A 21897-nucleotide genomic window follows, 5' to 3' on the forward strand; every position below is an offset into this window, starting at 1 on the left:
GTCTCAGGGGCGATCGCCGGATTGAAGCCGCTCTTCGATTTCGACCAGCAAGCGCGGCAGGTCGGCTACCGAATCGACCACGTAGTGCGCGCCGGCGGCGAGCAGTTTTTGCCGCGCCGCGGCGAGGCGCGTGTGGCGTTCGCTCGTGGTTAGAGCGGCAAGTTCTTCGGCCGTGAGGCCCACTTCGCTGCCGGTAGCGACAACCCCCACGCTCCAGACGCCGGCATTGCGCCCTTCGCCAATATCGGGCTCGGTGTCGCCAATCTTAATCACCGCCGCCGGGGGGAACACATCGAGCTGTTCCATCAGGCGAAAGATCATCCAGGGGGCGGGGCGACCGCGCTCGACATCGCCCGCCGAAAGGCTGGCGTCCGGCGCATAGCCCTGTTCGCGGGCGGTTTGATAGACCAGCGCGGCCGCTTCCTTGAAGAAGCCGGTGGTGGTGGCGATTTTGACATCGCGGCGGCGCAACTCGGCGACCGTTTCGAGAACGCCCGGCACAAGCCGGCTCACTGCCACCACACTGGCGAGCTGTTTGGGAATGAAGGCGGCATACAGTTGATCTACGTCGGCCTCGGTCCAATCCCGGCCATGTTTTTGGCGCCAAGCGGCGGCGATTTCCTGTTGTTGCAACAGGGCGACAATGTGGTCTCGCTTGTGCAGCCCCATTGGCGCTCGGGCCTGGGGAGAGGTAATCGCAACCCCCGCCTCTTGGAAGGCGTCGATAAAGGGGGCGACCGGCGCGAAGCAGCCATGATCGACGGTGGTGCCGGCCCAATCGAAGACGACGAGGCGAATGCGTGCGGAGGTTGTCGTATGCGGCACGATGGTTTCCTGCGGGTAGTTGCCAGCGAAAGTGAGCAGCGCTGGCCGGGACTCGGCCGCTGCACTCAATGCCTCCTCCCCTGACCGGCATTTGAAGGACAATTTAGCAGCGACGTCAGGGAGGCGAAAGGAGCCAGTTGGCGCGCCGACTGGCCGAGTATAATCGGCAGCTCGCAACAACATCATGCACCAGCCCAGAGCGCAATCGAGACATCCATGGCGAAGTTGGGAGTGAACATCGATCACGTGGCCACTGTGCGGCAGGCGCGAAAGACCAACGAGCCCGATCCTGTGTGGGCGGCGGCGCTTGCTGAGTTGGGAGGCGCCGACGGCATTACGGTGCATCTACGGGAGGATCGCCGGCACATTCAGGATCGCGATGTGCGCGTTCTGCGCGAGACGGTTGCCGTCAAGCTGAACCTGGAGTTGACGTTGGCCGACGACGTGTTGGCTTTGGCGTGCCAGTTGCGGCCCGATCAAGCAACAATCGTTCCGGAGCGTCGTGAAGAAGTCACGACCGAAGGAGGGCTGGACGCGGCGGGACAGCGAAAGCGTTTGTCAGAGGCGATGCGCCGACTCCAAGATGCCGGCATCTTGGTGAGCTTGTTCCTCGATCCCGAGACAGCGCAGATTGACGCCGCCCAACAACTTGGCGCCACGGCAGTGGAATTGCACACCGGGAAATACGCGTTGGCCCGGCATGCCGACGAACTGGAGCGGGAATTGGAGGCGTTGCGATCGGCGGCGCAACAGATAGTGGCGGCGGGCATGACGCTGCACGCCGGCCACGGATTGACCTACCGCAATGTGCGGCCTGTCGCCACGATTCCGCAGATGGATGAGCTAAACATCGGCCACAGCATCGTGGCTCGCGCGCTCATGGTTGGTTTTCAGTCAGCCGTGCGGGAAATGAAGGAATTGATTTAATAGCCGGCCTTCCGTGGAATCTGATTGCGGCGAGCGGTGGTGGCAATTAGTCTCGAATCTCATCCCAATTGGGGGAGCAAGGAGCATTCCGCCGAGCTGAGGCGGCGGAGATCGCGACCTTTGGCGGAGTCGTCTGCCTCGCGCCCCTCTCACCGTTCAAAGCGCAATTGATCGATGTCACAGCCCATTCGGCTATTCTCCCTGTCACATCCGCGCCGTCGCGCGCTGCGGTGTGAGGTGTTGGAAGCGCGCCGGCTGATGCACGCCGGACATGAACATGATTCTGAGCAAGTGGAAGTCGTTGCGGCCGCGCTGGCCGGCACGCCACCTGCCACACCTGTAATCACCGAGCCGCTGACAGATGGCTTGACGCTCAATCCGGCCGACGTGCATATGGAGGCGCCGATTTACTTCGACGCGGATGGCGACGCCCACCAATCGACTGATTGGGAGATTTGGTCCCTGGCTTCCAACCATCGCGTGTGGGTCACGGATGCGATCACCGGGTTGGAGCGGACACACACGCATCTGGGGGACGGCGTCTTTGAGAATGAATTGGCTGGACACACGCAGCTTGATTATCAAACCGATTATCAGTTGCGGGTTCGATTCCGCGACTCGACCGGCGCCGTGAGCAATTGGGCGACACGCGAGTTTCAGACTGGCGCGCCCGCCACCGTGTTTTCATTGGCAATGCAAGATGTAACCAATCAGCCAATATCTGAATGGCTAGATGGCGAATCGAATCCGATCGACCTGCCAGGCGGCGCCCAACCGGCCAGTTTGAGAATGGAGACATCCAATGCGGCGCTTTTGCTGGCGCTGGATGGGGCGAGCGGACCGAATCAGGTTGTCAATCCGGCCCCGTTGGCAGCGCATGGTGATGTACGGATCAAGCTGACGGCGGGAACCTCGGGAGTGAATGTGGCCGCTTCGGTGCTATCGTTCACCGATAACTCGGGCGCTACGCGGTCTATTTACTTACCGAGCGTTAGTTTGCAGGCCGGCGCGCAAGCCATTTTTTGGGTGGCCGGGGACGGCAGCACCTACGTTGGGACCGCGGCGCAGACCGAGCCCGATTTCTCGCAGTTGGCACGAGCCTCGGCGCTGCCGTTCGTAGCGATCGAACCGGGATACGCAATTGACGAGTTCGCGGGCGGTTTTCAATTGCCGGTGAATATCGAGTTCTTGCCCAATCCAGGTCCGAATGCCAACGATCCGTTGTTTTACGTGACGGAGCTATACGGAACGATCAAGGTGGTCACCCGTGGTGGCGCGGTCTCGACTTACGCCACTGGCCTGTTGAACTTTAACCCAACGGGCAACTTTCCGGGCACGGGCGAGCAGGGGCTGGCTGGGATTGTGGTGGAGCCGGCGACAGGAGACGTGATCGTCTCGCTGCTTTACAGCAGCAACCCGGCGGATGAGCTAGCGCCTCACTACCCGAAAGTCATTCGCTTGCATTCCACTGATGGCGGGCGCACCGCTGCTACTCAATCGACCATCATCGATATGGCAGGAGAGGAACAAGGCCAGTCGCATCAAATCTCGCATCTGTCGATCGGCCCCGATGGAAAGCTCTATGTACATATGGGGGATGGATTCGATCCTTCCACCTCGCTCAACCTGAACACTATGCGCGGCAAGATTCTGCGCATGAATCTGGATGGCACGGCAGCAACCGACAATCCGTTTTACGACGCAAATAATGGCGTGTCTGCCGCTGATTACATCTACGCCTATGGTTTTCGCAATCCATTTGGCGGCGCTTGGCGAGCCGCCGACGGCAAACTCTACGAAGTGGAGAACGGACCCACTCGCGATCGCTTGGCGCAGGTAGTCGCTGGCGGCAACTATGGCTACAACGGCACCGACGAGAGCATGCTGACGGACGCGATCTATACATGGTCCCCCGCGCATGCGCCCGTGAACCTGACATTTATTCAGCCCGAAACATTTGGCGGCAGCTTGTTTCCGGTGGACCAGCAGGACCACTTATTTGTTACGGAAAGCGGTCCGACGTACGCAACAGGCCCGCAAATGCTGGGCAAGCGAATATCGGAGTTCGTTCTGGATGCGGCCGGCAATCTCGTCGAGGGACCGACGACGCTAGTGGAATACAACGGCGTGGGCAAAGGGACCATCGTGGGACTGGCCGCGGGTCCGGACGGCTTGTACTTCACCGAGTTGTACAAGGATCTCGGAGCCGGATCACCGATCGAGGCTGGCGCCAGAATCTTCCGCGTGCGGTATCGCGGCCAAGCCGAGTTTAGCGCCGACGCGCAAACGGGCGTGCCAACGTTGACGACGCACTTCACCGATGCCTCCGACGTGCTGTCGCCAACTGGCTGGCTATGGGATTTTGGAGACGGAACGACCAGTACCGAACAAAACCCAACCCACTTGTACACGCAGGCGGGCAACTATGATGTCACGCTGAGCGTCACCAGCGCCGCCGGAATCGCCACGATCCACAAGCCGGACTTCATTCATGTCGCCGTGATCAGCAGCGGCTTGATCGCCGAATACTACAACGAAAAGGATCTGTCGCAACTTGCCTTGGTGCGCAGCGACGCCACGATTGATTTTGATTGGAGCGAGGGTTCGCCCGACCCCAGCATGGCCAGCGACACATTTTCGGTTCGCTGGACCGGGCAAATCACGCCACAGTTTTCGCAAACGTACACGTTCTACGCGCGCAGCGATGACGGGGTGCGACTGTGGATTGATGGGCAGTTGGTCATTGATCAATGGGTGAGCCAGGCGCCGACCGAGGTCGCTGGCAGCATCGCATTGGTCGCCGGTAAGAGCTACTCCATACGCATGGAGTACTTTGACGATATGTTTGGCGCGGTGGCTCAGTTGTCCTGGTCGAGTCCGAGCGTCGCTAAGCAGATTGTCCCGGCCAGCGCGCTCTCGCCACCGAATCAATCGCCAACGGTGATTGGCGTCTCGCTGGGACGCGCGAATGGGCCGAGCTACGCGGTGCCCGCAGGGGGCGAACAACTGCGGCGCGTGCCGTTGGGGGGCGTGAATGAAGTGCAATTGACGTTCTCCGAAGCGATGAATGTCAATGCGTCGCATTTGACGCTGCGCGGCCCCGGCAACGTAGTGATTCCGCTGACGGGATTCGTCACGCAACCGGGCGCTATTGCAGGGACGGTGGTTGGCATCTGGAAGACAAGCGCACCCCTCGGCGCTGGACTGTATACGCTGGAACTTGCCGACACCATCGTCGATTCGCTTGGCAAGCGATTGGACGGCGAATGGGTCAATCCGCCGAGCGTTGGCGGCAGTGGCAGCGCTTTTCCATCTGGCAACGGAACCGCAGGTGGGAGTTTCAGCTTTCAATTTCGATTGCTGCCCGGCGACGCGAATGGGGACCAGCTAGTGAATGGCGCCGACTACACTTCTTGGGCCGATCATTTTCAGCAAAGCAATCCGCCGCCAACCTTTGCTCAAGGAGACTTTAACGGTGACGGATTGGTGAACGGCGCCGACTACACATTGTGGGCAGATAACTTCATGCCGGCGGCAAGCGCTGCGCTACTGGTTGAAGAAACAGGGCCCGGCGCCGCCAAGGCGCCTGAGACAATCGTACTGCCGGCATCTACTAGCGGCGCGACAAGACCAACGAACAACTCCGCTGCAAGAAACATCCTTGCCCGCGCGCAATTGGCGCGCGCCGCGTACTTTGCGCAATGGGAACAACAAGCGGCAGGCCAGCGGGCGTGGTGGAGCCCCATCAGCTTGATCCGCTGGAGAATCATGGCGCGCAATGACAGTCCTGCGTCTTTCGGCGAGCGGTGGTCCGACGGCTAGCCCTCCCCCCTTACAATGTCCAATCACGCCGGGGGGTTGGGGTCGGGCTTTGGCTCCGCTGGCTTTTCCGCGGCCGGCTTCTCTTCTGGCTTGGGTTCGGCAGGTTTTTCTTCGGCGGGCGCGGCCTCGGCCGGTTTGTCCTCGGGCTTTGGCTCCGCAGGCGCCTGCTCGGCCGGCTTGGGCTCAGGCGGTGGCGGCGCCAACTCGGGGCCAAGCGTCTGGCTCATCGACGCCAGATCCCAGATACGGAGCGAGTCGCTTTGACTGCCAGACGCCAACAGCTTGCCATCGGGCGCGTAGGCCAGTGCCCAGATGGTGCTTTTGTTGCCATACAGGACTGGCCCTGGGGCGCCGTTAGTCGCGTCCCAAAAGCGGATTGAACGATCGTACCCGGCCGAGGCGAGTTGCTGGCCGGTGGGAGAAAAGCGAACCGTCGTGATCCAGTTGGTATGACCGGTGAGTGTGGCCTTGTTGGCGCCACTGGCGACGTCCCAAAGTTTGATCGAGCGATCGCCGCCGGCGGAGGCGAGTGTTTGGCCATCGGCGGAAAAGGCCACTGACCAGACAGGCTCGGTGTGCCCTTCGAGCTTGAACTTCTCGGTATTGTTGCCGGTGTCCCAAACCTTGACGAGCTTGTCGCTGCCTGCGGTGGCGAGCAGTTTGCCATCGGGCGAATAGGCCAAGCCGCGGATCATTCCGGCATGCGCTGGTTCGATGATTGCTTTTTGCTGCGCCGCGGCGACATCCCAAAAGCGCGCTGTGCCATCTTCGCTCGACGACGCGAGGGTGAGGCCATCGGGCGCGAAGGCGAGTCCAGTCACCCAGTTCTTATGTCCGGCCAACGTGGCGCGCTCAGCCATTTTTTCAAGGTCCCAGAGTTTGATTTGATGGTCATAGCTGCCAGTGGCCAGCAACTTGCCGTCTGGGGAATAAGCGACACACCAGACGGCGCTGGCGTGCCCATCCAAGGCGCGCTTCTCTTGGCCCGTTTTGGGATCCCACAGTTTGACCGTGCCGGGACGATAGAGCAGCGACTGACCGCCAACGGCCGCGAGCGTCGCGCCATCAGGAGAAAACGCCAGCGCGGTGATCCAGCCTGTGTACTGCGCGAGCGGAGGCTTTTCTTGTGCAGTGGCGACACTGGCTCCAACGATTGCGGCGAAGAGCAAGGCACAGGTAGCTCGCATTGATCGACCCTTTCGCAACTGGCAGCAGATGATGGCCCCGGCCATGGTGGTCTGCATGGCTTTTGCGATTCAATCGTAAACCGCCCGCAAGTCGACCGCCAGCGATTAGGCAGGTCGCCTTGTGAGAACCGCAGCGAACTTTACAATGCGAGCCCTAGTCGCGAACTGCTCGTTTCAACCAAGGAGTCGACAACGTGGGTGGTCCTATAGTACGGTCGGGAGCTTCGCCGGAGTTCTCGGAGAATTGGGATCGGATTTTCGGGGGCAAGAAGAAGGCCGCCGCCAAGCCCGCAAAGCCGGCCAAGAGCACGAAGAAGAAGAGCGCTGCCCCAAAGCAGGCGATCAAGAAGACCGCGAAGAAGAAGTCGAAGTAGGCCGAGCGCGAGTGTTGCCGCGCCCAGAAAAGCCGGACACCGATGGTGGGCCCCCCTGAGTCCACCATCGGCGCCGTTTGAAATCGGATTGCGAGCGGCCGCAGCGCTGTGCTGTCAGTCGACGTTCGATCGACCGACAGGCGACTTACGATGGCCTACTCGTCTTGATAGATGCGCGTCAGTTCCTCTTCGACCACCGCCTTGGCCGTTTCGGCGGTGCGGAAGTAGGCGCGGAAGCTGGCATGGCCCGCTTGGAGACAGCGCACCTTGATGCGATAGACTTCGGTCTGGCCCGCGTCGAGTTGCTCCAGCGGGTCAAAAATCACCTGCGCGGCTTCCACTCGGCCATTCGTTGGGCCCGCGACATCAAGCGATTCCATTTGTGACGGGAGCTTGGCGGCCACCTGCACTTGGCTGGCCGGACGTGAGCCACGATTGGTCACGCGGATTTCGTAAGTCGTTTCGCCGTTGACCTCGACGGGGTCGTCGGCATCGATCACATCAAGCGCGATCGAAGCCACTCCTTCGACTCGGGTAGACGCCGCGGCTTGTTCGGAAACTCCGGAGTCGGCCTTGACGATGGCGGACACTTGTTGCTCGCCCACTTCGATCGGCAACAGTTGCACATCGACTTCGGCCGTGGCATTGGGCTCCAGGCGTCCCACAAACCAAGCGACCTGGCGCGTCTGGCTGTCGTAAGCGCCGCCGCTGCTCGCTTCGACAAAGCGGAAACCGGCCGGTACCGCGTCGAAGACTTGCACATTGTTGGCGGGGGCTGGCCCCGGGTTGTGGACGCGGACGACATAGCGCGCTTGGCGATCGACATAGCGCAACCGCGGACCATCGACAGCGACCTGAAGGCGAGGACTGACGACCTCGACCGGCAACTTGCGGTCGACCACCAGGTTGCCGGTGGCGGTGGCGCGAGCAGACAGTTCCCACGCGCCGGCTTTGACGCCGGTGATGGGCGTTTGCACCAGGCGCGACTCGCCAGGGCCCAGCGTGCCGACGGAGTATGACAACTTGGCGCCTTCGGGATGCTTGAGCGGCTCGGGCAGGGTGGCTTCGATCACCACATTATGCGCACGCCCGCTACCGGGATTGTGGACCTTGAACTCGTACATGACCGCCTGACCGCTGATCATCTGGGCCGGCCCTTCGAGGGTGAGCTCAAGGTCGGGACGCAGCACCTGAATGCGGGCCTGCGTAGCTCGTGTGAAAGTGACATCGGCTTGCGGCGTGACTTCGCCCTCTGTTTCCGGAGTCAGTTCGAATTCGATCAGCCGCTTGCCATTTTCCTCGATCTCCCCCAACTGCCAGATGAGTTGACGCTCTTTGCGCTGTGGCTTGGGATTGGTTCCATCGAGGCGCACATGCTTGGAGAGAGTTGCCCGGACGACAACGTTTTGAACCGCGCCGCCGGTGTTCTTGATTTCGAGGCCGCAGTGCATCTGCTGACCGATGCTCACCTCGCGCGGCGTTCGCCAGCGAAGCAGCACGGCTCCGGCGGATGGGAGCGCCCCGTCAGCCTCGGATTGCTGCTGATCGTCGCTGCCGTCAAACTCGTCGGCTCCGCACTCGACTTCTGATCCCGCGCCAGTGGCGCCATCGGGCGCTCCGGTGAGTCCAAGCGGCGCAGGCGAATGCTTGGGTCCGAGCATCGCGGCCGCATCGCCATGGTGTTCGCCATCCTCGATCGCCGATTCGACCATCTGGAATTCGTCGTGACGAGTCGGCGATTGTTCGGCGAGAGTTGGCTCGCCCGACTCGTAATTCGAGGTGGCAGATGGCGCATTATCTGTCGCAATTTCGATTTCCGGCTCTGAGGCAACACTCTGAACGAGGGATTCGGGGGCGTCGCTGCCCAGATCGGCCAGCGGCGTGAAATGCTCAGTGTTCACATCGGTCGGCGCCGCCAAGTCCGCGACGACATCTCGATCTTCGTGGGGCGGACCGAACTCATCGGTAGCGGAAACGGGCGCGACAACAACCGCTTGGTCGTGCAGCGGATCGTGCGCGGGTATTGGTTCGACGCCTGCCAGGTCGGATTCCATGGCTTCGGCCGCGCGAATGCGACGCGCAGGCAGGGCGCGCCGCGAACTGGCCCTGGCCGGGCGCATGGCCATTGGCTCAGCGGCATAGGCCGCGGACCCGCGCGGCAACAAAGCATCCAACCACGAGCTTTGGGACGGCTGGCCGGCAAGCGCGGCGTCGAGCAGATAGGCGAGTCCGCTCAACAACAAAAACACGATCGCCAGGACGGCAAAGAGTCGCTTCAGCATCATCTCACCCGCGAAGAGGTCGCTTCCCTGTAGACCGACCGGCGCTTGCGCGGCGCTGGCCAAACTTGCAGGAGGGAATATCGACCGCGGCGAGAGTATCGATTAAGCGGAATCAGCAGTTCTTGCCGATTACAGCGACTCTAAGGGCCAACCACTGGCATGATGGGCGGGATGGGAAGCACCGGCAGCGGCTGATGACTGGCCGCCTCGTACCAGCTATCGGGAACGTGGTCTTCGCTGACCAGATCAACTGTGATGCGGGTCAGCCCCAGATCGGCGCCCTGACGATCCCAGTCGAGCAGGATCTTGCGGGCGACCCCGGTCTTGGGATTGGCCCAGAGTTCGACCAGTTGCGGCTTGTCCTTGTCGGACTGTCGCCGTTCTCCGCGCAAACGCTGCCAGCGCGTGTCGTCTTCGCCCGGTAGTTTCTCGCTGGGCATCAGCTCCAAGTCGAATTGTTGTTGCAAGAACTCGATGAGCGCGCTGATGTGCATTTCTGGCAGGCCGATGCCATGTTTCTTGGCCCATTCGATGGCCAATTTGGGGTCTGACTCGCGGCGTGGCTGCCCCATGGCGGGCACCACCCAGGTTTCCTCTCCGTTACTGCCGAGCCAAGCTTGTCCGAGCATCGCAGGATGCCGCAGCGTGAACTTCTCGCCGCCGCGAACCGTGAGAAACGACTCGAACGACATGGAATGGTTCGTGGAGATGCGCACCTCGGTGGTGACGCGATATTGCCGATCTTGCAAGCTGGTGGCGTTGACCAGCGCGCGATGGACGGCGGCATGCGCGGTGCGAGTCGGGTCGGTCCAATAAAAGGCGAACAGCGCGGCCAAAATCGCCGCGGCTGAAACTGAGGAGAACAGCCAGCGCTGGGCGCGATAAACCCGGGCATGCACAACGGCAGGACGCGCCAATTCTGTTTGGGTCGACTCGCTTTGGTCGACGATCGACGCCAAGACGCGCTGCACGCGCTCTTCGTTGTTGCGGGGGTCGGGCATATGCACTCGTTCGAGAAGGGCATTCAAAAACGCGAGGTCGGCGAACCGCTGCTGATCCAACGGATGAACCTGATCGGCATCAACGGGCAAGCCGTCGTCGAGCCATTGGCTGGCCAGATCGTCGGCATGTCCAAATTCACTCAGGTGGTCGTCGTGCGAATCGTAATCGTCGTTCATATCGCCTCACCCACGGCCGCGAGCTTGCGCTGCATGCAATCCAGCAGCCGCGCTCGACCGCGTTGCAATCGCTTTTTGGTGGCCTCTCCGGAAATTTCGAGCTTTTCCGCCAAACTGGCCCCATGCAGCCCTTCGGTGTACCGCAAGCGGACCGCCTCGCGATAGCGAGTGGGCAGAGTTTCCAGGCACTGCCGCAGTCCATCGAGTTTGTCGTCCAAGGTATCACCCGGCATTCGATTCAAAGCCGCGTGCCGCCCTTCCAGATGTTCGAGCACTTGTTCGTCGCAAAGCATCATGTTTCTTGCGGAACGCCGACGGTGAGCCAACACCAACTTGCCGGCGATGCCGCGCAGCCAGGGGCCAAACGGGCGGCTGCGATCGAAGCGTTCAAGCGTCTTCCAAGCGGTCAGCATGGTCTCCTGAAACAAATCGTCCACGGCCACGGGATCGCGCACCACGCAGCGCAGGTACATTTGCAACATTTCGGCATGCTCGCGCACCAGGATCTCGAAGAGATCCTTGGGGCTCATTCCGATGGCGTACTCTGTAAGCTGCATGAAATTGCGACGGTCCGTATGTTGATTGCCCGTGCGTATGAAAATGGGGACAAGCCGCGCTGATTTGGCGCGCCAGGCCGGCGAGGCGAATCGTCGCGCAAGTATTGGCAGCGGTTCAGTTTAACTCAGGAACCAGCAAAACACATCGCTCTGACACAATTGCCCCGTCAAACGCTAAAATCGCCAGGGTTTAGCGACTAGCATGGAGCCGCCGACTTCGCATGATTCTGTACTGCGTCCGACATGGCGAAAGCCAGTATAACGCCGAGGGGCGAATTCAGGGGCAATTGGACGTACCGCTTTCGGAGCTGGGGCAGCGACAAAGCCTGGCGGTGGCGGAGGAGCTTGCGCAATACCCCATCGACGTGGTCATCGCGAGTCCGTTGTCGCGCGCACTGGAGACGGCTCGACCGATCGCCCAGCGTCATGGCCTGGCGCCACAGACCGACGATCGCTTGAAAGAGATTCATGCCGGAATCTTTCAGGGGCTGCGCTGGTCTGAAATCGAATCGTCACATCCCGTCGAAGCGCGATTATGGATCGAGCAGGCGCCCGACTTTGTCATTCCGGGAGGCGAATCGCGCCGGGCGCTCATGGAACGCGGATTGGCCGTGATGCTGGCGATTCGGGAGTTGCCGTATGAGCATGTGGCCGTGGTGGCGCATGGCGGCATCTTGTCGGCCGCGTTCAAGGCGCTATTGAAAATCCCGGCAGAGGTGAATCCCTTTAGTTTGATCAACGGATCGATCAGCCGGATCGGCTGGACACAGCGGGTGAAGTTGCTAACGCTGAACGAAACACAGCACCTGCGCGCGGTGAACGCAGGCCATGCGGCGGGCAGCGGCGATCTGTAGCATCGCGCTGAATGGCCAAGGGGTGATCGCCAATCGGCAAAAAACGATCAGCCTGACGAACTGAAATCGCCGATCTGCTCAACCACCTGATCCTGGTATTGGATGCGCACCTTGGCGGTGATCCCTTCCACCTCATTGAGTCCCTTCACGAGCCAGGCGACGAGTTTGCCGTCTTGAACGCGAAGTGCACCGCTGGTCTTGGAGCCGACCCGCAGCGACAGGCGCTGCCCATAGAACTCGATCTGTTTCTCGTGTTCGCCCGCGAGATCAAAGTTGAAAAAGAAGATGAAGTAATCGTGCGCGTCGGCGCGCTTGTAGACAAAGGTCCGCATGTCGAGGGAATAGCCGACATTGGAACGGATGCCGCTGGCCGCGAGCCGTTCTGCGAACTTGCCATTGGCAAACAGGTTGTCTCGGTCGTAAACGACGTTGCCTGCGCGGGCGGATTTTTCAACCGCTTGTTTGAGCCGCTCGCAGGGGCGCCACTCCAGATCGACGATGGGCAACTCGCCTGAGATGAAAAGTTTGCCGCCCGATTCGATATAGCGGGCGAGGCGGTCTTGCGCGGCGTGGTCCATGAAGAACGCGCTGTGGATCGCCAGGGAGCGCGGGTGTTGCATCTGCTGGTCGCTGGCCGCGTCTAGCTCGAACATGCCAAAGGCATAGCCCGCCTGTTGCAGCGACTGGGAAAACTCTTCGAAGCCTTGGCGGCCACAACGGGGAATGTCGTGGTCTTTCAGACGCCAAAAGCGCTCGTCCGGAGTCCAAGAGGAGACGGCGGCGTAAGGGGCGTAGAGCAGATAGGCGCAATCGATCTCCAGATCGGATTGCAAGAAGGCGTCGCCGTGGTCGGCGAACCAACGGTTGAGCATTCCGGCCGTGTCGTACATTGGCGTGAGGTTGCCGCGCTCGTCGATCGGCGCATGCGACGGGAAGGAATTGCACTGCAGCTTGGTGATGCGATCGAGAGAGGGTTCCCAATGCTCGGTGTTGACGCAGGTGAAGATGACGTAACCGGTGGCGCCGCCAGCCACCGAGGCAAGCGTTTGGAAAAAGGGGACCAGCGGATAACGGCTTTTGGCGTCGTAGAGGGTGCCGAAGCCCCAATTTTCCTCCATGTTGATGCCGCGTGCGCGGCGCGCGGTGTTGATGTAGCGGTCGAACACATCGCGATCGTAGGCCGCCACGCCGAGCCAACTGATCATGCCATAGTGACACTCGTTGGCGTCGTTCTCGATGCGGTTCATCGCGAACCACCATTCGGGATAGAGCGGGGCGTAATCGGCGGGGATCGCCTCGTGGGCATGGTCCTTCTGATCAGGGACGTTCTCCTGAATCGGTGGCGTAATGCCGGCGTAGTTCGTAAGGTAGGGGAGATCGATGTTGAGATACTGTTTGGCGCGCAAATAATTGTCGCGTCGCAGTCGCCATTGATACTCGGCCCAATCGACGTAGCGCAACATCTGCTCTTTGCTGTCGGGTCCAACGGCCTGACCGGTAGGCGAGTCGTCGGCAATCACTTGAAGTCGCGGCGGGTCGATGAAGTCGAGGCTGTCGAGACGCGTGCCGTGCAGGTGATTGTAGTTTTCCAGGTCGCCGTAGCGCTCGGTCATTAGTTGCTGGAAGTATTTGACGCCCGACGGTTCGTAGCCAATGTGCCACGGCGGATCGTTTGAGGTGCAGTAGAGCGTCTCGTCGTTGGGTTGCAGCGCGATCACGGGGCCGGCCGGATGCGCGAAGGGGCGGATGACCTCGGCGGCCTCTTGGAGCCATTCGCGGCAGAGAGCATCGACCTGGGAATCGTAGGCGGCAGGCAAGATGCTGGCGTCGTAGCCCCAATACGCGGGCCGGCCATGATGACGCCGTGCCGCGGGAATGCCGGGGTTGAAGCTGGGCGAAACAATGTCGGGCAGGCCACCGATGTTCAGTTCGGAATGAATGAACGGACCTGGCTTGACGATCATGTAAAGTCCGAGGTCGGCGATGCGGCGCATGTACCCGACGACATCGCGATTGTCCTTTGTCTGACCGGTGAAGTCGTACCAGCGACGACCATCTTTCCATTGCAGGTGGTGCCGCCAGCAGATGTAGAAGGTGATGGTATTGATGCCCGCTGCCTTTTGCTTGCGCAGGCGATCTTCCCAGTTATCGCGGCGATCGCGGAAGTAGGGATAGTCGGCGGCAATGAGAAAGAACGGCTGTCCGTCCTTGTAGAATCGACCGTCTTGATAGGTGATGTTGGACATGCGATTAGCGATCATTCATCCGTAGGTAAGGGCGGAGACCGTATGCCGCTCAGTGTGAGAGAATGGCGGCGAGGAAGGCGGATTTGACGCGCGGGCCGGCGGGAGCGCCTGTCACGGCGTCGAGCAATTTGGCGTCTAGCTTACCGGCCGAGCGCTGATAGTAGTAGACCCAATACGGGTAGGCGATTAGCTCCGTGTTTGACGGCGCGCCGGCCGCCAACGTCGAGCGGCCACTGGCCAAGACCGCTCGGCTGAGAAATGCCTGAGCGTGTTGCTCCGCCATTTGTGGCGTGATAATCGCGGGCAACACTTGTTCCTCGTCGCATTGGCGCCAATGGAGCCGCGCGTGGCTTATGCGCGCGACGTGGTCGTTTTGCGCGCTCGCCAGAAAGCGCACCTTTGTCGGCGATTCTCCAAACGTCACGAGATAGTACGGCAACAAAGTCAGTTCGATCCGGGCTTTCGACGCGCGTTTTTTTGCGAGCGGCTTGAGCCATGCGTAAAGGCCCGACCGGTGCAGCCGGCGCCAGGCGGTCTTGCGATCTATCCAATGGACCAGCGCGTTCACGGTTGTTCTTCGCGCGGGTAATCTGCGAGGCGGCGCTTGTGGACGCCAAATCCGAACATAGCGCCGCCCATGGCAAGCAGGATCAGTCCGGCGACCAGATTCACCACCATGGCGTGGGGACGTGCAAGGGTCCAAAGCGTGCCGATCAGGACAAGCAGAGCCATCACGGTGAAGAATCCGCCCAGCAGCACAAAGGTCATGGCGTCGCGCTGCTTTTGCTCGACGAGGGGATCGATGGTCGGCGGCATGCGTTAAATCCCCAGCCAGTAGTAGATGATCATGTACGGCACGAGGACCAACGTGGCCCAGATACGCAGATCGCGCCAACGGGCCTGATCGGGGGCGCCGAGATAAATGTAGCGCCGCGGCATGCACCAAGCGAAGATTGCCGCCATGACAAACAGCCCGATCGTGCAGCCTTGGGCGACGGACATGGGCACGGCGTCGAGGGCGCGGTCGAGCGGCGCATGCAGCGATTTGAGTGGTGGCCCAAGCGTATCGCGCATCGCGGCGATCACCGATTCTCGCTGGCGAATGAGCGCGACCGCGATCGTGATTGCCACTACGATTCCGGCCGCGATAAGCAATAGCGACTGAAGCGACAATTGCCAAGCGCCGGCGGAATCGTTTTCATTTGCTTGACTGTTCATATCGAGCCCGCTTTGGAGTCGATGTTGCGCACTCGCTGCTCGAGCGCCTGTTGTACCGGTTCGTCGTGCAGGACTTGACCGTAAACCAACCCGCGCAGCTTTTCTGGCGGCTCGCGCGGGGTGGCAAGGCTGACGACGGCGGTGACAAACAGCGTGATGAGAAACGACCAAATGGAAACAAACAGGAACGGCTCGGCGGATGGGAACACGGCGTCACCCAGGATGGTGAGTAGCGTGCTACTGGTGACACCGGCAATCAACCCGGCTAACCCACCCCAGCCAGTGGCGCGCGACCAGAGGATGCCGAGGAGCAACAAGGCGAGTGTGGGGCCTTGGAAGAGAGAGAGCAGGGTTTGTAGCGCGACGTAAAGCGTTTCGAATTTGCCGATCCAGGGCGCGGCGAGGCAGCCAGCCACAAGCAGCGCGACAGTGAACCAACGGCCGAGGATCAGGCCATGCCGGTCGGACAGGGGGCGACCGGTGACTCCGCGGTAGCCTTTGCTATAGAGATCAGAGATGAACACCGTGACGCACGAATTGAGATACGAATCGACGCTCGACATGATGGCGGCGAAGAACGCGGCGAACATCAGGCCCGTGAGACCGGGTGGCATCAAACGCGCGACGAGCATGGGCACCGCTTGATCGGCCTTTTCCAATTCTGGGTAGAGGGCCCGCGCGGCCAGACCAGGGATGAACATTAAGACGGGGATCAACAGCTTCAATAGTCCGGCGACGAGCATGCCCGCCTTGGCATCCCACTCGCTGCGGGCGCCGAGGGCGCGCTGTAAGACGGCTTGATTGCCGACAAAGTAGGCGGTGGACATGATGAGCCCCAGGCCAAAGACGATGCCCGTCCAGGGGTACGGAGTATCGGCGCTGTGCGGCATGAGGAGGCGAAAGAAGTTTTCGTTGCCGCCTTGCGACTGGATCTTAGCGGCAACCGCGCCGAGCCCGCCCGCTTCCCACAGCGACAATACGACCAAAGCGCCGGTGCCGACAAACATCACCACGACTTGCATCACGTCGGTCATGACCACGGCGGCCAGCCCACCAGTGACGGTGTAGATGCCGATGAGGATCGCGGTGACGGTGATGGCGAGCCACGGCTCCCAACCGAGAATTGGCTGCAAGATGACCGCCGAGGTCCAGAGCATCATGGCCACATTGGCCGACATGAAGATGAGCCAGATCACGGCCTGAATGGTTTGGACGCCGGCGTTATAACGGCGGCCGAGAAACTCGGGAATAGTGTAGACGCCGGCGCGCCAGTAATACGGCACAAAGACGAACGCCGCGAAGAGGACGGCCGGCATGGAGCCGATCCAATCGAAGTTGGCCTGCGCGATGCCGTAGCGATAGGTGCCGCCGGAGCCGAAAACGAGATCGATGGCGCCAATATCGGAGGCGACGATCGAGACGCCGACCGCCCAAAAGGGGAGCGATCGGCCGGCCAGGAAAAAGTCGCCTGAGGAATGGATGAAACGGGCAAAATAGCCGCCGACGACCAGCATGCCGGCCATGTAGGCGACAATGATGATCAGGTCGATTACGGCGAGATTGCCGACAGCATCTTGCATCGTTGGTCGAAGAATCAGGTCGTAGGCCAGGGCATGGCGTTTGCGTTGAATCGCACGATGTTAACATGAGTTGCGCAGTGTGCGTAGCGCCAGGTTCGGCATTCGGCCAGGCGGTATGTTCCGCGTAGCGCGCTGGATTGGCGCGCAGGGTGTGCTTAGATGGCGCCATGATGGGCAGCCTGCCATGATCTTGTCGGCACAAGAACGGGCCGCCGACGCGGTCCGGCGAGAAAACAATTGAAACGGGAGAACCGCGGCGATGGATAATGTACTGGCTCTGGTGCTAGGCGGGGGGCGCGGTACGCGCCTTTACCCGCTGACGAAATATCGCTCCAAGCCAGCGGTGCCCTTGGCGGGAAAGTATCGGTTGATCGACATCCCGCTATCCAACTGCATCAACAGCGGCATCCGGCGCACCTACGTGCTGACTCAATTCAATTCGGTGAGCCTGCACCGCCATATCCGGCAGACCTACAACTTCGATCAGTTCACCGGCGGATTCGTGGAGATTTTGGCAGCCCAGCAGACGCTGGGTTCCACCGAATGGTATCAGGGCACGGCCGACGCGGTGCGGCAAAACCTGCGTTATCTGCAGGAGCAAAGCGTCGACTACGTGCTGATCTTGTCGGGCGACCAGCTTTATCACATGAACTACCGTGACATGCTGCGCACGCATTTGGAGGCCAAGGCCGACGTGTCGATCGCCACTTTGCCCGTGAGCCGGCAACAGGCGGCTGGCTTTGGCATCATGCGGATCGACGACAGCGGGCGTGTGGTGGGCTTTTTGGAGAAGCCTAAGACCGATGCTGAAGTCGATATGATTCGCACCGAGCCGAGTTGGATCGACGAGATGGGCATCCCCAGTCGCGGGCGCGAGTGCCTGGCGAGCATGGGCATTTATCTGTTCAACCGCGATACGTTGTTGGACGTGCTCACCAAGACCAACTACGCCGATTTTGGAAAAGAGGTTTTTCCGGCGTCGATCCGCGCGCGAAGGGTGCATGCCCACCTGTTCGACGGCTATTGGGAAGACATTGGCACGATTGGCTCCTTTTACCAATCGAACCTGGAACTAGCGCGGCGGAATCCACCCTTTGATCTGGAGTCGCCGAATGCGCCGATCTTCACGCACTCGCGATTTTTGCCTCCGTCGCGCATGGAAGGCGCGACGATTCGCCACAGCCTGATCTCGGATGGCTGCCTGATTTGCGAGGGCGCGGTGATTGAGAACAGCGTGATTGGCTTGCGTTGCCGTATCGGAGCGGGGGTTGTGATTCGCAACTCGGTGCTGATGGGCTCCGACAGCTTTCAGTCGCCAGAAGAATTGGCGGCCGATGATTCGGTGGGGGCGCCGCACATCGGCATTGGCGAAGGGAGTGTGATCGAGGGGGCGATTGTCGATAAGAATTGCCGCATTGGCCGGAAGGTGCGATTGGCCAACCCTCAGGGCATTGCCGAGCGCGAAGAAAGCAATGGAATCTTGATCTCCGACGGAATCGTGGTGGTGGAGAAAGGCGCCACGGTGCGCGACGGCTGGGTGATGGACTGATAGCAAACGCGCCACTTGGACGAGGGCGCGTTGCGTGTTCAGCCGATGAGTTCGGTGATTGGCTGGCCATTTTCGACGATGTATCGGGGCCGGCCACGAAAATCGAGGTACGTGGCGTCGAGTGGTACGCCCATGTGGTGATAGATGGTGGCGGCGATGTCACCCGGAGTAACGGGGCGGTTCTTGATGTGTCCGCCGTCGCGCTCGCTGGCGCCGATAATCTGTCCGTGGCGAAATCCTCCGCCGGCAATAGTCATCGACATGACGGGCGGCCAGTGATTTCGCCCGTCAGTGCTGCCTTGCGTGCCGAGGGTGGGGGTGCGGCCGAACTCGCCCATGGCAAGCACCAAGACATCGTTGGTCAAGCCACGCTCCTCCAGGTCGGCGACGAGCGTGGTGAGGAGGTGATCGAACACCGGCAGGAGCGGTTGCAACCCCTTGGTGATGCCACCGTACGGAGGAATGTTGTCTCCGTGTGTGTCCCAAGTGCCCGATGCGCCGTGGTTACTCAGATCAAGCGTGACGAAGCTGACCCCGGACTCAACCAGGCGACGGGCGAGCAGCGCCTGCTGACACCACGGATGCTCGCCGTAGCGATCACGAGTCTTTTGCGTTTCTTGGGTGAGATCGAATGCCTCGCGGGCATGCTCGCCGGCAACCAGTCGCACTGCTTGTTGTTCAAAGGCGTCGAGGGCGGCCATCGCGCCACCCTCATCGAGATCGCGACGGAATTGATCGAGTTGAGCGCGCAATTCGCGGCGTGAGAGGATGCGCTCGTGCGGCACCGCCCCAACCTGGCCAAAAATTCGAGTCGCCGCGCTGCCATCGAAGGGGTCGTATTTTTGTCCGAGAAAACCGCCCCATGCCAAATGGGAGCGCGATTTCATATTGAGAACCACGTATGGGGGCAATGCAGGGTCGGCCGGGCCCTTGAGCTTGGCGGCGATCGAGGCGATTGCCGGATAGTGCTCGGCCTCGCGATTGATGCGTGGTTCTGCCGCCAGATTGCCCGTCTGAAACACCTGGTTCGGCTCGTGATTGGAAAACTGAGCATCGACCGAGCGGATGATGGTCAGCCGATCCATCATGGCGGCTTGCTTGGGCAGATGCTCGCTTAAGTACACTCCAGGCAGCTTGGTGGAAATCACGCCAAATGGGCCGCGATTCTCGAGGGGCATCTCTGGTTTGGGATCCCAGGTGTCGATGTGACTGGGGCCGCCGGTCATCCACAGCAAAATGACGCTCTTGCGGCGCGGCGCAGGCATGGGGGCAGCACGGGCGCGTAGCAGGCCGGGCAGGCTCAGCCCGGCCAATCCTGCGAGACTAGCCTTGAGCACGCCACGACGATGCACAACAACAAGCCCCTCTCGCTGGCGAGCATTGAAACTCTCGAAGGCGTGCGCGGCGTGACGATGCTTAGGGGCCGGCGTCATGGGCAATTCCTCGCGCGGCAGGGGCAGCAAGTATGCGAGATAGTATAGCCAAGATGGCCCGGCGGTTGCGAGCGATTGCCGTCAACGGGCACTTTGCTAAGTTGTGACAGCGCTGCGACTCAATGACGCGAGGGATTCGAAGTTTCAACTATTTAAGGCTCATTCAAAGGCAAACGTTGACCGCTGCCAGCGAGTTTCGATTCGAGATCAAGCACCGTGATGCCGGTAGCGCGGCGCGGAGAGCCGTATTCTGCACCCCGCACGGCCACGTCGATACGCCGGCCTTCATGCCGGTGGGCACACAAGGCGCCGTGAAGGGAATGTCGCCCGATCAGGTGCGCGCCACGGGGGCGCAGATGTTGTTGGGAAACACTTATCACCTGACTTTGCGCCCCGGCGAAGATGTCGTTGCTGAACTAGGGGGGCTGCATCGATTCATGGGTTGGGATGGCCCCATCTTGACCGACAGCGGCGGATTTCAGCTCTTTAGCCTGGCGCAAATGCGGCGGGTGACCGACGAAGCCGCCACCTTTCGCTCGCATATCGACGGTCGATTGCTGGAGCTTTCTCCCGAGCGGGCAGTGGCCATTCAAGAAGCGCTCGGCAGCGATGTGGCAATGGTGCTCGACGACGTCGTGGGCTTGCCGTGCGATCGCGCGCGATTAAGCGAAGCGGTGGAGCGCACGATTCATTGGGCCAAGCGATGCCAGAATGCCGCGCAGCGCGGCGACCAGGCGCTGTTTGCAATTGTGCAGGGGGGGCTGGAAGCTGATCTGCGCGTCGATTGCGCGCGGCGGCTGGCGGATTTGGACTTTGTTGGCTATGCGGTGGGGGGGCTTAGCGTGGGGGAAGATCCCGCAGATATGTACCGCATGCTCGATGTGACCGTGCCCGCGATGCCGGCCGATCGGCCGCGCTATTTGATGGGCGTGGGGCGCCCCGAAGATTTGCTCGAGGGAGTGCGGCGCGGCATCGACCTGTTTGATTGCGTGATGCCTACTCGCAATGGGCGCAACGCGCTGGCATTCACAGACGAGGGGGCGCTGCGGCTGCGCAATAAGCAGCATGAGCGGGACGAACGCCCGATCGACGCGGCATGTCCATGTCCGGCGTGTCGATTCAGCCGGGGATATTTGCGGCACTTGTTCATGGCGGGCGAAATGCTGGGGCCGGTGCTACTGTCGGCACACAACCTGACATACTATCAGCGGCTGATGTGCGGAGCGCGCGAGGCCATCGAGCGCGACGCTTTCGTGCCGTATCTGGAGCGCAAGTTGAGCGGTTGGCGAAAGGGTGGATGACGCCTGGCGGCGCGAGAGTCGAACCGCTGCTGGCTGCCCTTGTTGCTTACTAGCCAAAGGCTTAAGATGAGCGGCTTCACCTAGAACCGCCGAGTCGTGGTCGGTGGGGCCTGACGTAGAATGGCCCCTTGCTGGATCGAGTCGGTCGGCAGTCCACGACCGCTTCGCATCAACTTCTGAGACTCGATGAACGCGCTTCTCTTTGAGAGTTGTGTGCTCTTGGCACAAAACGGCGGCGCCGCGCCGGCGGCCCCACCAGGGCCTAGCCCTTACGGCATGCTCTTTCCGCTGGCGGCTATCGGGCTGGTGTTCTATTTGATGCTGATTCGACCGCAACGGCGCGAGCAGCAAACCCGCGAGAAATTGCTGGAGGGCCTGAAGAAGAATGATCGCGTGGTGACGGTCGGGGGCATCTACGGCGTGGTGCTCAATGTGCGCCGCGAGGCGGACGAAGTGACGCTGAAAGTCGATGAATCGTCGAACACCAAACTGCGAGTGACCGTGAGTTCGATCTCGCGCATCCTGGGCGATGAGGCCGGGGAAACCAAACCCAATACTTGAACT

At 61.0% G+C, this 21897-nt stretch carries 18 protein-coding genes; 7 read left to right on the forward strand and 11 right to left on the reverse strand.

The features are described 5' to 3' along the window. Positions 1–3 precede the first annotated feature (3 nt). Positions 4–1008: a phosphonoacetaldehyde hydrolase gene (locus tag K1X71_00145; GenBank protein MBX7071525.1), complete on the reverse strand. Its 1005-nt coding sequence runs from the start codon at positions 1006–1008 to the stop codon at positions 4–6. Positions 1009–1041: 33 nt separating this feature from the next. Here K1X71_00145 and K1X71_00150 point away from each other — a divergent pair, with 33 nt between their 5' ends. Together K1X71_00150 and K1X71_00155 are read left to right on the forward strand one after the other, a co-directional pair. Then, a complete protein-coding gene (locus K1X71_00150) occupies positions 1042–1752 on the forward strand; it encodes a pyridoxine 5'-phosphate synthase (protein ID MBX7071526.1) in 711 nt (236 codons plus the stop codon). A 174-nt stretch (positions 1753–1926) separates the two neighbouring features. Next, complete coding sequence (locus K1X71_00155) at positions 1927–5574, forward strand: PQQ-dependent sugar dehydrogenase (protein ID MBX7071527.1); 3648 nt, start codon at positions 1927–1929, stop codon at positions 5572–5574. Between the two features lie 23 nt (positions 5575–5597). Here the strand turns inward: K1X71_00155 and K1X71_00160 are convergent, their stop codons facing one another. After that, on the reverse strand, positions 5598–6761 hold the full coding sequence (locus K1X71_00160; protein ID MBX7071528.1) for a hypothetical protein: 1164 nt from the start codon (positions 6759–6761) through the stop codon (positions 5598–5600). Between the two features lie 194 nt (positions 6762–6955). On the opposite strand from K1X71_00160, the gene K1X71_00165 reads away from it, so the two are divergent. Then, the gene (locus K1X71_00165) at positions 6956–7135 is read left to right on the forward strand and encodes a hypothetical protein (GenBank protein ID MBX7071529.1); all 180 of its coding nucleotides are present in this window, start codon (positions 6956–6958) and stop codon (positions 7133–7135) included. 155 nt (positions 7136–7290) lie between these two features. Here K1X71_00165 and K1X71_00170 read toward each other — a convergent pair whose 3' ends face one another. From K1X71_00170 to K1X71_00180, 3 genes are all read right to left on the reverse strand, one after another. After that, the gene (locus K1X71_00170; protein MBX7071530.1) at positions 7291–9417 is read right to left on the reverse strand and encodes a DUF11 domain-containing protein; all 2127 of its coding nucleotides are present in this window, start codon (positions 9415–9417) and stop codon (positions 7291–7293) included. A 140-nt stretch (positions 9418–9557) separates the two neighbouring features. Next, the gene (locus K1X71_00175; GenBank protein ID MBX7071531.1) at positions 9558–10595 is read right to left on the reverse strand and encodes a hypothetical protein; all 1038 of its coding nucleotides are present in this window, start codon (positions 10593–10595) and stop codon (positions 9558–9560) included. Further along, positions 10592–11152 carry a sigma-70 family RNA polymerase sigma factor gene (locus K1X71_00180; GenBank protein MBX7071532.1) on the reverse strand — a complete coding sequence of 187 codons (561 nt, stop codon included), beginning with the start codon at positions 11150–11152 and terminating at the stop codon, positions 10592–10594. The genes K1X71_00175 and K1X71_00180 overlap by 4 nt, the downstream gene beginning before the upstream one ends. A gap of 221 nt (positions 11153–11373) precedes the next feature. Here K1X71_00180 and K1X71_00185 point away from each other — a divergent pair, with 221 nt between their 5' ends. Then, positions 11374–12006 carry a histidine phosphatase family protein gene (locus K1X71_00185; GenBank protein MBX7071533.1) on the forward strand — a complete coding sequence of 211 codons (633 nt, stop codon included), beginning with the start codon at positions 11374–11376 and terminating at the stop codon, positions 12004–12006. A 47-nt stretch (positions 12007–12053) separates the two neighbouring features. On the opposite strand, the gene K1X71_00190 is transcribed toward K1X71_00185, so the two are convergent. The 5 genes from K1X71_00190 to K1X71_00210 are packed head-to-tail and all read right to left on the reverse strand — an operon-like array spanning position 12054 to position 17050. Continuing rightward, positions 12054–14252 carry a beta-galactosidase gene (locus K1X71_00190; protein ID MBX7071534.1) on the reverse strand — a complete coding sequence of 733 codons (2199 nt, stop codon included), beginning with the start codon at positions 14250–14252 and terminating at the stop codon, positions 12054–12056. A gap of 49 nt (positions 14253–14301) precedes the next feature. Further along, a complete protein-coding gene (locus tag K1X71_00195; GenBank protein MBX7071535.1) occupies positions 14302–14820 on the reverse strand; it encodes a hypothetical protein in 519 nt (172 codons plus the stop codon). Beyond that, positions 14817–15068 carry a hypothetical protein gene (locus tag K1X71_00200; protein MBX7071536.1) on the reverse strand — a complete coding sequence of 84 codons (252 nt, stop codon included), beginning with the start codon at positions 15066–15068 and terminating at the stop codon, positions 14817–14819. The genes K1X71_00195 and K1X71_00200 overlap by 4 nt, the downstream gene beginning before the upstream one ends. Before the next feature lie 3 nt (positions 15069–15071). Continuing rightward, positions 15072–15470, reverse strand: a complete 399-nt coding sequence (locus tag K1X71_00205) for a hypothetical protein (protein MBX7071537.1) — start codon at positions 15468–15470, stop codon at positions 15072–15074. Further along, a complete protein-coding gene (locus K1X71_00210) occupies positions 15467–17050 on the reverse strand; it encodes a sodium/solute symporter (GenBank protein MBX7071538.1) in 1584 nt (527 codons plus the stop codon). The genes K1X71_00205 and K1X71_00210 overlap by 4 nt, the downstream gene beginning before the upstream one ends. Before the next feature lie 259 nt (positions 17051–17309). Between K1X71_00210 and K1X71_00215 the strand changes: the two genes are divergently transcribed. Then, the gene (locus K1X71_00215; GenBank protein ID MBX7071539.1) at positions 17310–18599 is read left to right on the forward strand and encodes a glucose-1-phosphate adenylyltransferase; all 1290 of its coding nucleotides are present in this window, start codon (positions 17310–17312) and stop codon (positions 18597–18599) included. 38 nt (positions 18600–18637) lie between these two features. Here the strand turns inward: K1X71_00215 and K1X71_00220 are convergent, their stop codons facing one another. Continuing rightward, on the reverse strand, positions 18638–20032 hold the full coding sequence (locus K1X71_00220) for a DUF1501 domain-containing protein (GenBank protein MBX7071540.1): 1395 nt from the start codon (positions 20030–20032) through the stop codon (positions 18638–18640). 122 nt (positions 20033–20154) lie between these two features. Here K1X71_00220 and tgt point away from each other — a divergent pair, with 122 nt between their 5' ends. Together tgt and yajC are read left to right on the forward strand one after the other, a co-directional pair. Then, positions 20155–21333: a tRNA guanosine(34) transglycosylase Tgt gene (tgt, locus tag K1X71_00225; protein ID MBX7071541.1), complete on the forward strand. Its 1179-nt coding sequence runs from the start codon at positions 20155–20157 to the stop codon at positions 21331–21333. A gap of 186 nt (positions 21334–21519) precedes the next feature. Continuing rightward, positions 21520–21894: a preprotein translocase subunit YajC gene (gene yajC / locus K1X71_00230; protein ID MBX7071542.1), complete on the forward strand. Its 375-nt coding sequence runs from the start codon at positions 21520–21522 to the stop codon at positions 21892–21894. The last annotated feature ends 3 nt before the right edge of the window (positions 21895–21897 follow it).

The organism is Pirellulales bacterium, assembly GCA_019694455.1.
Classification (GTDB): domain Bacteria; phylum Planctomycetota; class Planctomycetia; order Pirellulales; family JAEUIK01; genus JAIBBY01.

Coding starts and splice junctions, on each gene's coding strand:
- K1X71_00190 (MBX7071534.1), bottom strand. CDS start 14,252: ATGTCCAACATCACCTATCAAGACGGTCGATTCTACAAGGACGGACAG.
- K1X71_00210 (MBX7071538.1), bottom strand. CDS start 17,050: ATGCAAGATGCTGTCGGCAATCTCGCCGTAATCGACCTGATCATCATT.
- K1X71_00200 (MBX7071536.1), bottom strand. CDS start 15,068: ATGCCGCCGACCATCGATCCCCTCGTCGAGCAAAAGCAGCGCGACGCC.
- K1X71_00215 (MBX7071539.1), top strand. CDS start 17,310: ATGGATAATGTACTGGCTCTGGTGCTAGGCGGGGGGCGCGGTACGCGC.
- K1X71_00155 (MBX7071527.1), top strand. CDS start 1,927: ATGTCACAGCCCATTCGGCTATTCTCCCTGTCACATCCGCGCCGTCGC.
- K1X71_00220 (MBX7071540.1), bottom strand. CDS start 20,032: ATGACGCCGGCCCCTAAGCATCGTCACGCCGCGCACGCCTTCGAGAGT.
- K1X71_00160 (MBX7071528.1), bottom strand. CDS start 6,761: ATGCGAGCTACCTGTGCCTTGCTCTTCGCCGCAATCGTTGGAGCCAGT.
- K1X71_00180 (MBX7071532.1), bottom strand. CDS start 11,152: ATGCAGCTTACAGAGTACGCCATCGGAATGAGCCCCAAGGATCTCTTC.
- K1X71_00205 (MBX7071537.1), bottom strand. CDS start 15,470: ATGAACAGTCAAGCAAATGAAAACGATTCCGCCGGCGCTTGGCAATTG.
- K1X71_00145 (MBX7071525.1), bottom strand. CDS start 1,008: ATGTTGTTGCGAGCTGCCGATTATACTCGGCCAGTCGGCGCGCCAACT.
- K1X71_00175 (MBX7071531.1), bottom strand. CDS start 10,595: ATGAACGACGATTACGATTCGCACGACGACCACCTGAGTGAATTTGGA.
- K1X71_00150 (MBX7071526.1), top strand. CDS start 1,042: ATGGCGAAGTTGGGAGTGAACATCGATCACGTGGCCACTGTGCGGCAG.
- yajC (MBX7071542.1), top strand. CDS start 21,520: ATGAACGCGCTTCTCTTTGAGAGTTGTGTGCTCTTGGCACAAAACGGC.
- tgt (MBX7071541.1), top strand. CDS start 20,155: ATGACGCGAGGGATTCGAAGTTTCAACTATTTAAGGCTCATTCAAAGG.
- K1X71_00170 (MBX7071530.1), bottom strand. CDS start 9,417: ATGCTGAAGCGACTCTTTGCCGTCCTGGCGATCGTGTTTTTGTTGTTG.
- K1X71_00185 (MBX7071533.1), top strand. CDS start 11,374: ATGATTCTGTACTGCGTCCGACATGGCGAAAGCCAGTATAACGCCGAG.